At 71.2% G+C, this 12369-nt stretch carries 14 protein-coding genes; 6 read left to right on the forward strand and 8 right to left on the reverse strand.

All coding sequences use genetic code 11. The annotated features are described in order from the left end of the window. The first annotated feature begins 14 nt into the window (after positions 1 to 14). Entirely contained in the window at positions 15 to 1040 is a 1026-nt protein-coding gene (gene mgrA, locus RHM57_RS18625; RefSeq protein ID WP_134446223.1) for an L-glyceraldehyde 3-phosphate reductase, read from the forward strand. Positions 1041 to 1155: 115 nt separating this feature from the next. Here the strand turns inward: mgrA and purQ are convergent, their stop codons facing one another. From purQ to RHM57_RS18640, 3 genes are all read right to left on the reverse strand, one after another. Next, a complete protein-coding gene (gene purQ / locus RHM57_RS18630; RefSeq protein WP_322189152.1) occupies positions 1156 to 1854 on the reverse strand; it encodes a phosphoribosylformylglycinamidine synthase subunit PurQ in 699 nt (232 codons plus the stop codon). Further along, positions 1854 to 2129 carry a phosphoribosylformylglycinamidine synthase subunit PurS gene (gene purS, locus RHM57_RS18635; RefSeq protein ID WP_134446225.1) on the reverse strand — a complete coding sequence of 92 codons (276 nt, stop codon included), beginning with the start codon at positions 2127 to 2129 and terminating at the stop codon, positions 1854 to 1856. The genes purQ and purS overlap by 1 nt, the downstream gene beginning before the upstream one ends. A 73-nt stretch (positions 2130 to 2202) precedes the next feature. After that, complete coding sequence (locus RHM57_RS18640; RefSeq protein ID WP_416173095.1) at positions 2203 to 3582, reverse strand: kynureninase; 1380 nt, start codon at positions 3580 to 3582, stop codon at positions 2203 to 2205. 198 nt (positions 3583 to 3780) lie between these two features. On the opposite strand from RHM57_RS18640, the gene RHM57_RS18645 reads away from it, so the two are divergent. The 3 genes from RHM57_RS18645 (at position 3781) to RHM57_RS18655 (ending at position 6661) form a co-directional block, all read left to right on the forward strand. After that, positions 3781 to 4482 (forward strand): TetR/AcrR family transcriptional regulator, encoded by a 702-nt coding sequence (locus RHM57_RS18645; RefSeq protein ID WP_134446227.1) that lies wholly within the window; start codon positions 3781 to 3783, stop codon positions 4480 to 4482. After that, entirely contained in the window at positions 4483 to 5586 is a 1104-nt protein-coding gene (locus tag RHM57_RS18650) for a LacI family DNA-binding transcriptional regulator (protein ID WP_322189154.1), read from the forward strand. It abuts the gene before it with no gap. Positions 5587 to 5659: 73 nt separating this feature from the next. Further along, positions 5660 to 6661, forward strand: a complete 1002-nt coding sequence (locus tag RHM57_RS18655) for an alpha/beta fold hydrolase (protein WP_166787245.1) — start codon at positions 5660 to 5662, stop codon at positions 6659 to 6661. Between the two features lie 18 nt (positions 6662 to 6679). On the opposite strand, the gene RHM57_RS18660 is transcribed toward RHM57_RS18655, so the two are convergent. The 4 genes from RHM57_RS18660 to purD form a co-directional block, all read right to left on the reverse strand. After that, positions 6680 to 7516 (reverse strand): VOC family protein, encoded by an 837-nt coding sequence (locus RHM57_RS18660; protein WP_322189899.1) that lies wholly within the window; start codon positions 7514 to 7516, stop codon positions 6680 to 6682. A 98-nt stretch (positions 7517 to 7614) separates the two neighbouring features. Continuing rightward, positions 7615 to 7992: a VOC family protein gene (locus tag RHM57_RS18665; protein WP_134446230.1), complete on the reverse strand. Its 378-nt coding sequence runs from the start codon at positions 7990 to 7992 to the stop codon at positions 7615 to 7617. A gap of 58 nt (positions 7993 to 8050) precedes the next feature. After that, complete coding sequence (locus tag RHM57_RS18670) at positions 8051 to 9016, reverse strand: phosphoribosylaminoimidazolesuccinocarboxamide synthase (protein ID WP_134446231.1); 966 nt, start codon at positions 9014 to 9016, stop codon at positions 8051 to 8053. Positions 9017 to 9104: 88 nt separating this feature from the next. Then, positions 9105 to 10373 carry a phosphoribosylamine--glycine ligase gene (gene purD, locus RHM57_RS18675; RefSeq protein ID WP_322189156.1) on the reverse strand — a complete coding sequence of 423 codons (1269 nt, stop codon included), beginning with the start codon at positions 10371 to 10373 and terminating at the stop codon, positions 9105 to 9107. An 85-nt stretch (positions 10374 to 10458) separates the two neighbouring features. On the opposite strand from purD, the gene RHM57_RS18680 reads away from it, so the two are divergent. Further along, complete coding sequence (locus tag RHM57_RS18680) at positions 10459 to 10827, forward strand: sterol carrier family protein (RefSeq protein ID WP_134446233.1); 369 nt, start codon at positions 10459 to 10461, stop codon at positions 10825 to 10827. Positions 10828 to 10856: 29 nt separating this feature from the next. On the opposite strand, the gene RHM57_RS18685 is transcribed toward RHM57_RS18680, so the two are convergent. Then, entirely contained in the window at positions 10857 to 11852 is a 996-nt protein-coding gene (locus RHM57_RS18685) for a ribokinase (protein ID WP_134446234.1), read from the reverse strand. A gap of 83 nt (positions 11853 to 11935) precedes the next feature. Here RHM57_RS18685 and RHM57_RS18690 point away from each other — a divergent pair, with 83 nt between their 5' ends. Then, on the forward strand, positions 11936 to 12349 hold the full coding sequence (locus RHM57_RS18690; protein WP_174774615.1) for a hypothetical protein: 414 nt from the start codon (positions 11936 to 11938) through the stop codon (positions 12347 to 12349). Positions 12350 to 12369: the final 20 nt, after the last annotated feature.

The raw sequence follows: 12369 nt of genomic DNA on the forward strand, positions 1-12369 counted from the left end.
GGCACGATGAAGGGATGACCTACCTTCCGGCTGACACCAGATACGAGTCCATGCCCTACCGCCGCACCGGGAAGAGCGGCCTCAAGCTCCCGGCCGTTTCGCTCGGGCTGTGGCAGAACTTCGGCGGGGTCACCCCGCTCGAGACGCAGCGAGCGATCCTGCGACGCGCCTTCGACCTCGGCGTGACGCACTTCGACCTCGCCAACAACTACGGCCCGCCGTACGGCAGCGCCGAGTCCAACTTCGGGATTCACCTGAAGCAGGACTTCCGGCCGCACCGCGACGAGCTCGTCATCTCGACCAAGGCAGGCTACGACATGTGGGCGGGCCCGTACGGCGAATGGGGATCGCGTAAGTCGCTGCTCGCGAGCCTCGACCAGTCGCTCGGCCGGATGGGCCTCGACTACGTCGACGTGTTCTACTCGCACCGCGCCGACCCGGACACCCCGCTCGAGGAGACCATGGGCGCGCTGCACACCGCCGTCACGAGCGGCCGTGCCCTCTACGCCGGGATCTCCTCGTACTCGCCAGAGCGCACCCGGCAGGCCGCGGCGATCCTCGCCGACCTCGGCACGCCGCTGCTCATCCACCAGCCCTCGTACTCGATGTTCAACCGCTGGGTCGAGGACGACCTGCTGATCACCCTCGAGGACCTCGGCGTCGGCTGCATCGCGTTCTCTCCGCTCGCCCAGGGACTACTCACCGACCGGTACCTGCACGGGGTGCCCGCGGACTCGCGGGCGGCGCGGGCCGGGTCGATGAAACGCGACATGGTCAGCGACGAGACGCTCGTCCACATCCGCGCCCTCACCGATATCGCCGGGGAGCGCGGGCAGTCGCTCGCCCAGCTCGCCCTCGCCTGGGTGCTGCGGCGCCCGGAGGTGACGTCGGCGCTGATCGGGGCGTCCTCGGTCGCGCAGCTCGAGGCCAACGTCGCCGCCGTGGAGAACCTGGAGTTCACCGCCGCGGAGCTCGACGCGATCGACGCTCACGCCGTCGACGCCGGCATCAACCTGTGGGAGGCATCCGCCGCCGTCTAAACCGAGCCCCCTGTTCGCGAAAGCGGGTGAATCGTCGTTCTGCGGTACTGAAAACGACGATTCACCCGCTTTCGCGGGACCGGGCGTTGCGGGACCGGGCGTTGCGGGGTGCGGGTTACGCGCTCGCGAGCATCCGCTCGATCGCCGAGGTGAAGAACGTGAGCCCGTCGGTGCCGCTGCGCATCGCGGACGCGGTGTCGGGACCGAAGCCGGCCTCGACCGCGTGTTCGGGGTGCGGCATCAGGCCGACGACGTTGCCGCGGGCGTTGGTGATGCCGGCGATGTCGTTGAGGGAGCCGTTCGGGTTCAGTCCGACGTAGCGCACCACGACGCGGCCTTCGCCTTCGAGCTCTGCGAGGGTCTCGGCGGAGGCGATGAAGCCGCCCTCGCCGTTCTTCAGGGGGATGGTGATCTCCTGGCCGCCCGCGAAGCCGCTGGTCCAGACGGTGTCGGTGTTCTCGACGCGCAGCTGCTGGTCGCGGCAGATGAACGAGCCGTGGTCGTTGCGGATCAGCCCGCCCTCGAGCAGGTGCGCCTCGGTGAGCATCTGGAAACCGTTGCAGATACCGAGCACCGGCATGCCGCTGTTCGCGGCGTCGATGACCTCGGCCATGATCGGCGAGAGGCTCGCGATCGCGCCCGCGCGCAGGTAGTCGCCGTAGCTGAAGCCGCCGGGCAGCACGATCGCGTCGACACCGCGGAGGTCGTGCTCGCCGTGCCAGAGCGCGATGGGTTCGGCGCCCGCGATCCGGATCGCGCGCTGCGCGTCACGGTCGTCGAGCGATCCGGGGAAGGTGACGACGCCGATGCGCATCAGGCGGAGACCCCGACTGTGCTGTCTGCGCCCACGACGTGGATGCCGACGACGTCTTCGATCACGGCGTTGGAGAGCACGGAGTCGGCGAGTTCGCGCACTTCGGCGAGCACGGCCTCGTCGACGGGCCCGTCGACGGTGAGTTCAAAACGCTTGCCGAGGCGAACGCTCGTGAAGCGGGTCTTGCCGAGGCGGCCGAGGACGCCGGCGACGGCTTTTCCCTGCGGGTCGAGCAGCTCGGCCTTGGGCATAACTTCAACGACGATGGTTGGCATGGTTCACTCCGAGACGTCGGGGGCGTGGATGCCTCGATTCTACAGTCCACACGGCCCGGGCCCGGGTCGGCTGTTACGGCCCGTTGCCGGGGCCACTCTGCCCGAACCCCGCCGCGATCCCGGTCCCCGGCGCGAGGCCTGCCTGCCCGAGCAGGACCCCGCGCAGCACGTCGCGGATCGCCGCGACCCCCTCGAGCGTCTCGACGAAGCTCGTGCTGAGCGGCGACAGCCCGATCCGCAAGCCTTCCGGCCCGCGGAAATCGGGGATGACGTCGTGTTCCCAGAGTGTCGTCGTGACTTGCCGCATCGCCGGGTGGTTGACCGTGACGTGGCCGCCGCGGTGGGTGTGGTCGCGCGGCGACGTGAGCCGCACGCCGAGCGGCACGAGCCACTCGTCGACGAGGGTGATCGCGAATTCGGTGAGCGCGACAGACTTGGCCCGCACCTCCTCGATGCCCGCTTCGCCGATCATCGCGATCGTGTCCTGCATCGCGAGCATGCCGACGACCGGCGGCGTCCCGCTCTGAAACCGGCGGATGCCGTCGGCCGGGTGATACCCCGGCCCCATCGTGAACACGTCCTTCGTGCCCATCCAGCCCTGGATCGGCTGGGTGAGCACGTCCTGGAGGTCGCGGCGCACGTAGCCGAAGGCAGGCGCCCCCGGCCCGCCGTTCAGGTACTTGTACGAGCAGCCGACGGCGAGGTCGACGTCGCAGAGGTCCAGCTCGACGGGAACGGAGCCGACAGAGTGGCTGAGGTCCCAGAGCACGAGGGCGCCGACAGAGTGCGCCGCCGCGGTGATCCGGCGCATGTCGGCGAGGAACCCGGAGCGGTAGGCGACGTGGCTGAGCAGGACGAGCGCCGTCTGCTGGCCGATCGCCGCGCGCACCTGGTCGAGTGAGACCCCGCCTGCGGGATCCGAGTGGATCCAGTGCAGGGTCAGGCCGCGCTCGGCGGCGATGCCCTCGATCAGGTACCGGTCGGTGGGGAAGTTGTCGGTGTCGAGCACGATCTCGGTGCGCGCCGGTTCGGAGCCGACCCTGCGGTAGTCCACCGCGGCCCGGGCGAGCTTATAGAGCAGTACGGTCGTCGAGTCGCCGATGAAGACCTGGCCAGGCGCCGCGCCGAGCGCGACCCGCCCGAGTTCGTCGCCGATCCGGAACGGAAGCTCCATCCACTCCTCGTCCCAGCCGCGGATCAGCCGGGTTCCCCAGTTGTGGGTCAGGAACTCGGTGATCCGCCCGACACTCGCGAGGGTCGGCCGGCCGAGCGAATTGCCGTCGAGGTAGACGAACGGATCGGCCGCGGCACCCGCCGCTGTGCCGGCTTCGGTGCCCACGAACTGCCGACGGTAGTGGGCCAGCCCGTCGATCCGGTCCATCCGGCGGGCGAAGACGAGGTGGGCATCCGTGCCCTCGCCGGCGGTGCGGCTCGGATCGGGGGGAGGCGTCATCGGGAGTCCTCGGTTCTCAGGGATGCTGCGGGCCGTCGGTCGGACCACTGCGGTTCTCCGGCGAGATTCACGGGTTCGCATGTGAGACCCGGTTCTCCGGCGAGATTCTATCCCGGACGAGGGATTCCGGGCGCAGGCACAGGCGACGTGGAGGATTCCCTCCGACTCGTCATAGCTGGGGGACTTACAATCGTCTCCATGACTTCGTCCGAACCGACCCCGCAGGACGGCGCTCAACCGCGTCGGCGCGACGCCCGGCAGAACCGAGAGCGCCTGATCGTCGAGGCGCGGGCTCTCATCGCGCAGAACGGGGTCGACGCCTCGCTCGAGGAGATCGCCCGCCGCGCAGACGTCGGCGTGGCCACGCTCTACCGAAACTTCCCGACCAGGGACGACCTCGTGCGCGCTCTTTACGACATCGCGCTTGCCGAACTCGCGACCGTCCGCGATGAGATCGCCGCTGCTCCGACGGCCTGGGCCGGCATCGAGCTCTACATGGAGCGTGTCGCCGAGTGGCTTGTCGCCGATCCGGCGCTCCCGCACATTCTCAAGCGCATGGAGGTCATCGACCCGGGCAGCGGCAAGGGCACCGAGTTCCAGGCCGTGATCGCCGGCCTCGTCGCCCGCGCCAAGAAGGACGGTGCACTCCGGGCGGATGTCGACGCGGTCGATCTCGCGGTTCTGGTCACCATGGTCGGTTCCCTCGGCACGCACGGCGGCGGCCACACCGGCCAGTGGCGCAGGCAGCTTGCGATCGTGCTCGACGGCCTGCGGCTGCCGGCCACGGACCGGCCCCGGCTGCCCGGCCGGCCGCTCGCCGCCCGCGAGTTCCAGGCCGCGGTGCACGGGCTCACCCGGCGCGCCAAGCGCGCGGCATCCGGTGCCGGTTCCGGACGCTGAGTGAAGATTGCGACCGTCTACGACGTAGCCGCCCACGCGGCGGTGTCGATCGCGACGGTGTCCCGGGTGCTGCGCCGTCCGCATGACGTGCGCGAGTCGACCCGGGAGCGGGTCCTCGACTCCGTGCAGGCCCTCGGCTACGTGCCGAGCGCCAGTGCACGGTGCCTCGCGGCCCAGCGCACCGGCGTCCTCGGCCTGTTCTTCCCCGGCATCGACGACGAGGACGACCGGGGAGAAGCCCCGTTCGTGCAGGACCTGTCGGTCACGATGGTCGTCGACAGGGCCGGCGGCAGCGAGGTCGCCCCGCCGAACCTCTCCTTCGACGGGGTGCTGCGCGGCAGCGAGCGCGAGGCCTGGCGCCACGGTTTCGCCCTCATGGTCGGCGTCGGCAGGGATGCCAATCCCGCCGACATGTTGCGGGACATCGCCGGGCGGGTCGACGCGGTGGCCGTGCTCGCCGGAAGCGTCCCTGACGAACTCCTCAAGCACGTCTCGCGGCGGATCCCCGTCGTACTGATCGGCGGCCCGCGCCGATGCGCCGAGATGGAATTCGACCACGTCAGCGTCAGCAACCGGGAAGGCATGCGGGCGCTCACCGCGCACCTCCTGGAGAGCGGCGACACCACCGACCTCGCCTTCGTCGCCGGCCCCGCCGACTCACCCGACAGCTCCGAGCGGTACCAGGGCTTCGTCGAAGCTCTCGAGGGGGCGGGCCTCGACCCCGCCGCCGCGACGATCCTGCAGGGCGACTTCTCCCGCATCCGTGCCCGCCGGCTCGCCGAAACGCTGCTCACCACCGGGCGGATGCCGCGGGCCCTCGTCTGCGCGAACGACCGGACCGCGCTCGGCATGCTCGACGTGCTCGTGCCGGCGGGCGTGCGGGTGCCGGAGGACGTGATCGTGACCGGCTTCGACGGCATCGAGACCGGCCGCCTGTCGACCCCGCGGCTCACGACGGTGTACCAGCCGATGGTCGAGCTCGGGCGGACGGCGATCCGGGCGATGCTCAGCCGGATCGAGCACCCCGACCAGCCGCCGATCACGGCGCGCCTGCCCGTGAAGGTCCTGCTCCGCGAAAGCTCGGAGGGCACCCTCCCGTCCTGACCAGCGTCGCCTAGGCTGGGAATCCGCGGCAGCACGGCGGCAGCCCGGCCGTCAGGCCGGAATGGAGCGCACCATGAGCACGATCGACCCGACTGCCGGCCCGTCCGCCGGCCCGTCCGTGACCGGGCGGCATTCGGCCGAGGCCCGTACGAGCCCGTCCGCCGGGTCGTCCGCCGGGTCGTTCGACGGGTGGCCAGGGGTCCCGCGGTTCGGCACCCTGCCGGTCCCGCTGGCGGATGCGGTCGCCAACGTCGGCATCGACCTTCCCGTCGGGCGCGTGACGGCCCTGCATGCGCGGCCGGAGGCATCCGCTCGCGGTGTCGTGCTGCTCGTGCCGGGTTTCACCGGTTCGAAGGAGGACTTCGGCGGCTTCCTGCCGCTGCTCGCCGAGCGCGGCTGGGACGCCTGGTCGTACAGCCAGCGCGGGCAGGCGGACTCCGCGGCCCCCGCCGGCGCCGAGAACTACACGCTCGAAGCTTTCGCCAGGGACGTCGTCGCCGTGGCCGCACTCGTCGGCGGCGGCGAACCCGTGCACCTGCTCGGCCACAGTTTCGGCGGGGTCGTCACCCGGGCCGCGGCGATCCTGGCGCCGGGGGCTTTCCTCGACGTCACCCTGCTCTGCTCCGGTCCGCACGGCTGGGCGGGGCGGATGGAGCGCGAGGCGGCGATCGTCCGCGAGCGCGGTTCGGCGGCGTGGTGGAACGAGGACAACCCGCACACCGTCGGTCTTCCGGACGCAGCCCTGACCGCCGACGAAGCGTTCCGCCGTCTGCGGATGGGGGCAACGAGCGACGACCAGCTGCTCGGTGCGGCAGCGATCCTCAGCGACGAGAACGACACCACCGGCGAGCTGCTCGCGACCGGTCTCGACACCCTCGTCGCGCACGGAGTCGACGACCCGGCCTGGCCGCAGGACTGGCAGGCGAGCATGGCCGGCCTGCTCGATGCCCGGTATGCGATCATCCCGGAGGCCGCGCACTCGCCGCAGCTCGAGAATCCGGAGGCGACCGCCGACCTGCTCGACGAGTTCTGGGGTCGCGACCGCGCGCATCCGCCGGTCGAGCCCCAGCAGTAGGCCGCGCGCCCGCCTTCGTCAGGCGGGGAGCGCCGTGCGCACCACGATCTGGTTGCCCCAGGGGTCGTCGAAGCCGAGGGTCTGCCCGTCGTGCCGGGTCGCGATGCCGAAGTGGGACATCCGCTCGGTGAGCGCACCGAGGTCGTCGGCACCGGGCAGCACGATGTCGACCTCGCCGAGGCCGAGGGCGAGGCGGCGCCTGCCCGAGCCGGCGCTGTTCCAGGTGTTCATCGCCATGTGGTGGTGGTACCCGCCGGCCGAGACGAAGAGCGCGGACGGGCCGAAGTTCGCGGTCGCCTCGAAGCCGAGCCGGTCGACGTAGAAGGCGCGGGCGGTGGGCACGTCGCCGACGGAGAGGTGCACGTGACCCACGATGGCGTTGCCTGCACCGGGATCGGACACGCCCTCCTCGGTGAGGTGCTCGCCGATGAAGACGTTGGGGTCGAGGGCGAGGGTGGCCATCTCGACCTGGCCGTGGGCCCAGCTCCACTCGGTGCGGTCGCGGTCCCAGTAGAGCTCGATACCGTTGCCCTCGGGGTCGGTGAAGTAGAACGCCTGGCTGACGAGGTGATCGGCGCTGCCGGTGAAGGTGCCCGGATGCTTCGTTGCGACCGAGTAGACCGCCGCGGCGAGCTGCGCCTGGGTCTCGAACAGGATCGCGGTGTGGAACAGGCCGCTCGAGCGGGGCTCGGGGGCTGCGAGTTCCGGCGCGTGCTGGAGGATCACGATCGGGGTCGTGCCGCGCCCCATCACGGCGATGGGGCCGTCCTGGCTGAGCGGGCTCAGCGTGACGGCGTCGCGGTAGTACGCGATCATGCGGTCGAGGTTGCCGACGCGCAGGGTGACGGCGCCCATTCCGGTCGCCGCGGGCAGGAGTTCTGATGCAGATCTGGTCACACCTGCGTCAACGGATGCCCCCGCCCCGGTATTCCGCCCACGACGGGCGGGGGAAGTCAGTCCTGGTGCAGCTGGATCAGGTTGCCGCAGGTGTCGTCGAAGAGGACGGAGGTGCCGAAGGCATCCGTGTACGGTTCGCTCGTGAACTGCACGCCGAGACGGCCGAGGCGCTCGTATTCGGCGCGGACGTCGGGGCTGCCGAAGACGATCGCGGGCAGGCCGAGGGCACGGATGCCCTGGGCGTACTTCGCGGCGACCTTGTTGTCGCTCGGCTCGAGCAGGAGGCCGACGCCGTCCGGGTCCTCCGTGGACTTGACGATGTACAGCTGGTGCTCCGGCATGGCCAGAAGCTTCTCGAATCCGAGGACGGACGTGTAGAAATCGAACGCGGTGGCGGGGTCTTTCACGTGGACGCTGCACATCTTGATTCGCATGTCGGGAGCGTAACATTCGGCGGCGCCGGGCGCCGAGTCCTGTGACCGCGCGCGTCGGTCAGGCGACAGGGGTGTCCCCGGCGAGCCGGGTGAGCAGTTCGCGGTAGCGGGCGGCGGTGCGCTCGATGATGTCCTCCGGGAGCGCCGGGGGTGTGCCGGTCTGGTCCCAGTGCGCGCTCAGCCAGTCGCGGACGATCTGCTTGTCGAAGCTGGACATCCGCTGTTCGGGGGTCGTGCCGGTCTGCCAGAGTACGGCGTCCCAGTAGCGGCTCGAGTCGCTCGTCAGCACCTCGTCGGCGAGGGTGATCTCTCCGGTCGCCCGGTCGGCGCCGAACTCGAACTTGGTGTCTGCGAGGATCACCCCGTTCTGTTCGGCGATGACGGATGCCCGGCGGAAGATCTCGAGGGAGAGGCGGCGCAGCTCGGCGGCGACGTCGGCGCCGACGAGCTCGACGGTGCGCTCGAAGGAGATGTTCTCGTCATGCTCGCCCATCGGGGCCTTCCACGCGGGCGTGTAGATCGGTTCGGGCAGGCGGTCGCCGTTCTGCAGCCCCGCCGGGAGCGGCAGGCCGCAGACCGTCTGGCTGGCCTGGTATTCCTTCCAGCCCGAGCCGGTGAGGTAGCCGCGCACGACGCACTCGATCGGGAACATGTCGAGGGTCCTGCAGAGCATGGCGCGGCCCGCGGCGGCGGCCGGGATGCCCGCGGCGTCGTCTGTACCAGCGGTGGCAGTATTCGCCAGCAGGTGGTTGGGAATCCCGGCGAGCTGCCCGAACCACCAGAGGCTGAGCGTCGTGAGCAGCACGCCCTTGCCCGGGATACCGGGCTCGAGCACGTGGTCGAAGGCGCTGACGCGATCGCTCGCGACCACGAGCACGCGGGAGGCGGCGTTCAGGTCGGGGGCTGCGGCATCCGCTGCCGGATCGGCCGGGACGTACAGGTCGCGGACCTTGCCGGAATAGGCGTGGCGCCAGCCCGGGAGGTCGAGAGGGGTGGATGCGGTCGGCTGGTCGAGTGCGGTCACGGCCCCATTCTCCCGCACCGGCCCGCCCGCGCGCCAAACCCGCCCCTCCGGCCGTGCCTGCGGGGAGGCCGTCTCGCGGAGCGACAGGTCAGGCGACGACGCGGGCGGCGATGTCCGTGCGGAACTGCGCACCCTCGAGGGCGATCTCGGCGAGGGCGGCATACACGCGGGTGCGGGCCTCGGCGAACCCGTCGCCGAGCGCGACAACGCTCAGCACCCGGCCGCCGGTGGAGACGAGTCTTCCGTCGACGAGGGCCGTCGCGGCGTGCGCGACCGTGACGCCGTCGACGGCGGATGCGGCATCGAGCCCTGTGATCGCCCGCCCCGTGACCGGGGTCTCCGGGTAGTTCTCGCTCGCCAGCACGACGGTCACGCAGGACTCTGCCGAGAACACCGGCCGCGCCATCCCGCCGAGCCCGCCGGTGGACGCCGCGAGCAGCAGCCCCGAGAGCGGGGTCACCAGCCGGGGCAGCACGACCTGGGTCTCGGGGTCACCGAAACGCGCGTTGAACTCGATGACCCGGATGCCGGCATCCGTCAGAATCAGCCCGCAGTAGAGCAGCCCGATGAAGGGGGTGTCCTCGGCGGCGAGCCTGCGGACGGTCGGCAGGGCGATCGTGTCGAGGACCTCGTCGACGAAGGCCTGTTCGCTTCCGAAGCCGGCGTCGAGCCAGGGCAGCGGCGAGTATGCGCCCATGCCGCCGGTGTTCGGACCGAGGTCGCCGTCGGCGAGGCGCTTGTAGTCCTGCGCGGGGGAGAGCGGCAGCACGGTGTGGCCGTCGCTCAGGAAGAACAGGGAGACCTCCTGGCCGGCGAGGAACTCCTCGATGAGCACGCCGCCGTGCTGTAGCCAGTACTCTGCGTGGGCGAGGGCGGCGAGGCGGTCCTCGGTGACGAGCACGCCCTTGCCGGCGGCGAGGCCGTCGGCCTTGACGACGTATGGCGCCCCGAAGGCGTCCAGGGCGCTGGTCGCCTCGGCGAGGGTGCCGGCGCGCTCGGCGCGGCCGGTCGGGACGCCGGCCTCGTCCATGATGCGCTTGGCGAAGGTCTTGCTGCCTTCGAGGGCCGCGGCGGCGCGGCCGGGGCCGAACACCGGGATGCCCTGCGCACGCAGCGCATCGGCGACGCCGGCGACGAGGGGAGCCTCCGGGCCGATGACGACGAGGTCGACGCCGTGCTCGATCGCGTACTCCGTGACGGCGCCGGGCACGTTCGGGTCGAGGGCGACGACGGGCACCGCGGCGGCGATGCCGGCGTTGCCGGGCGCGGCGACGACCTCGTGGCGGGGCTCCTCGCGGAGCAGCGCGGTGATGATGGCGTGCTCGCGGGCACCGGAACCGAGGACCAGAATTCTCACCGGTTCAGGCTACCGGATGCCGGTCACTGGAGTTAGGCCACTAGGCGCGGGGCGTCCCTGGCCGGGAAACCGGCAGAATGGGGGGATGGCCAAGGCGAGGATCGACGACGGGGTGGGCCGCGCCGCGGTGCGCGGCTACGCGGCGGACCCGGCGGGCGCGAGCAGGGACATCCGTGCGCTCGCCGTGCGCTACACCCTGCAGTTGCTCTCCGAAGAGGCCAACGGCAACACCCTCGAGGTGCGCGTTCCGCCGTTCGGCGCCGTGCAGTGCATCGCGGGCCCCCGGCACACCCGGGGCACCCCGCCCAACGTCGTCGAAACAGATGCCGCGACCTGGCTCGCCCTCGCGACCGGCGAGCTCGCCTGGTCCGACGGTCTCGCGAGTGGGCGCATCCACGCGAGCGGACAGCGCGCCGACCTCGCCGCGCACCTGCCGCTGCGCCTCACCCCGTAACCGCGCCTCCCGCGTTTCTCGCGAGGGGGTCAGGCGAGGATCGCGGCCACCTCGGCCCGGGTCGGCATCGATGCCGTCGCGCCGGCCCGGGTGACCGAAACGGATGCCGCGACCGTCGCCCAGCGGATGGCGTCGATCATCGCCTCCTCCGAAACCCCGACGCGAGCACCCCCGGTACCGGATTCCGCGGCGCCCGTGACCGCGGCATCCGGAGCCACTTCAGCACCTGCAGCAGCCACAGCACCCCTGGAACCCTCGGCGAGCCGGGCGACGAGCGCGCCGACGAAGGTGTCCCCGGCCCCGGTGGTGTCCACGGGGCGCACCGGCCGGGCCGGCGCGAGCCCGAGTGCGACGCCGCCGCGGGCGACAACGCACCCCTCGTCGCCGAGGGTGACGATCGCCCAGCCGCGGCGCGCGCTCAGGGATTCTGCCGCGCGCGCGGCATCCGCTTCACCCGTGAGCTCCTCGGCCTCGAGACGGTTGGCCACGACCAGGTCGACGCCCGCGAGGAACGCCGCAGGCAGCGGCACGACCGGAGCGGGCGTGAAAACCGTGAACGTGCCCGACGCCCGAGCGACCGCGAGCCCCTCAACGAGCGCTGACACGGGAAGCTCGCACTGCAGCACGAGGAAGTCCGCCGCCGCGATCACCGCGCGCTGCCCCGGGTCGAGTACCGTCACGGCGGCGTTCGCGCCGGAGACGACGACGATCGAGTTCTCGCCGGAATCGAGCACCGTGATGTGCGCGGTGCCTGTCGGCCCGTCGACTGTGTCGAGACCGTCCACGCGGATGCCTTCGGCCACGAGCAGCGCCCGGAGTTCCGTCCCGTAGGCATCGCGTCCGACCGCGCCGAGGAAGTCGACAGCGCCACCCTGCCGGGCGGCAGCGACCGCCTGGTTGAGTCCCTTACCCCCGGGCACAAGGGCGAAGTCGTGGCCGAAGATCGTCTCGCCCGGCCGGGGAAGTCGCGGCTGGCGCACGACGAGGTCCATGTTCGCGCTTCCGAGCACCGCAATCCTGTTCACCCGTCCAGTGTCGCACCCGCGCCACGTCCCGCCCCGTGCCGGCTCCCGGCGCACTCCCGGGGCGCGCGTGCGAGAATGTCCCCATGAGCGCAACCGAGCAGCCAGGGAACGACATCGCCCCCGTGCAGCCCGCCCCGGGCGCGGCCGTCCCCGAAGTCCTCGTCGGCCAGGCCGCGGCGACCGTACGTCGCTCCCCGCGCTACCTCAACTTCATGATCGTCGGCGCCGTCCTCGGGGCGGTCACCGCGCTGATCCTCACCGTCGGCTTCCCCCAGACGGCCGAATTCGGACTCCTCCAGGTCTTCGGATTCCTCCTCCTCGTCGGGGTCGTCGTAGGCCTCGCGCTCGGTGCGCTCGTGGCGATCGTGATCGACCGATTCACCGTTCGCTCGGTCCAGACGATCGTCGTCGATAGACTGGGCGTCTACGGCGTGAGCGAGACGAACGCTCCCTCCGAGGCAGACGACCCCCCAACATCCAGCGCTAATACGCTGTAAAGATAGTTAAGAGGCATCGA

Origin of the sequence: Cryobacterium sp. 10S3, assembly GCF_034344045.1 — a bacterium.
Taxonomy (GTDB): Bacteria; Actinomycetota; Actinomycetes; order Actinomycetales; family Microbacteriaceae; genus Cryobacterium; species Cryobacterium glucosi.

Coding starts and splice junctions, on each gene's coding strand:
- mgrA (WP_134446223.1), top strand. CDS start 15: ATGACCTACCTTCCGGCTGACACCAGATACGAGTCCATGCCCTACCGC.
- purQ (WP_322189152.1), bottom strand. CDS start 1,854: ATGCGCATCGGCGTCGTCACCTTCCCCGGATCGCTCGACGACCGTGAC.
- purS (WP_134446225.1), bottom strand. CDS start 2,129: ATGCCAACCATCGTCGTTGAAGTTATGCCCAAGGCCGAGCTGCTCGAC.
- RHM57_RS18640 (WP_416173095.1), bottom strand. CDS start 3,582: ATGACGCCTCCCCCCGATCCGAGCCGCACCGCCGGCGAGGGCACGGAT.
- RHM57_RS18645 (WP_134446227.1), top strand. CDS start 3,781: ATGACTTCGTCCGAACCGACCCCGCAGGACGGCGCTCAACCGCGTCGG.
- RHM57_RS18655 (WP_166787245.1), top strand. CDS start 5,660: ATGAGCACGATCGACCCGACTGCCGGCCCGTCCGCCGGCCCGTCCGTG.
- RHM57_RS18660 (WP_322189899.1), bottom strand. CDS start 7,516: ATGGGCGCCGTCACCCTGCGCGTCGGCAACCTCGACCGCATGATCGCG.
- RHM57_RS18665 (WP_134446230.1), bottom strand. CDS start 7,992: ATGCGAATCAAGATGTGCAGCGTCCACGTGAAAGACCCCGCCACCGCG.
- RHM57_RS18680 (WP_134446233.1), top strand. CDS start 10,459: ATGGCCAAGGCGAGGATCGACGACGGGGTGGGCCGCGCCGCGGTGCGC.
- RHM57_RS18690 (WP_174774615.1), top strand. CDS start 11,936: ATGAGCGCAACCGAGCAGCCAGGGAACGACATCGCCCCCGTGCAGCCC.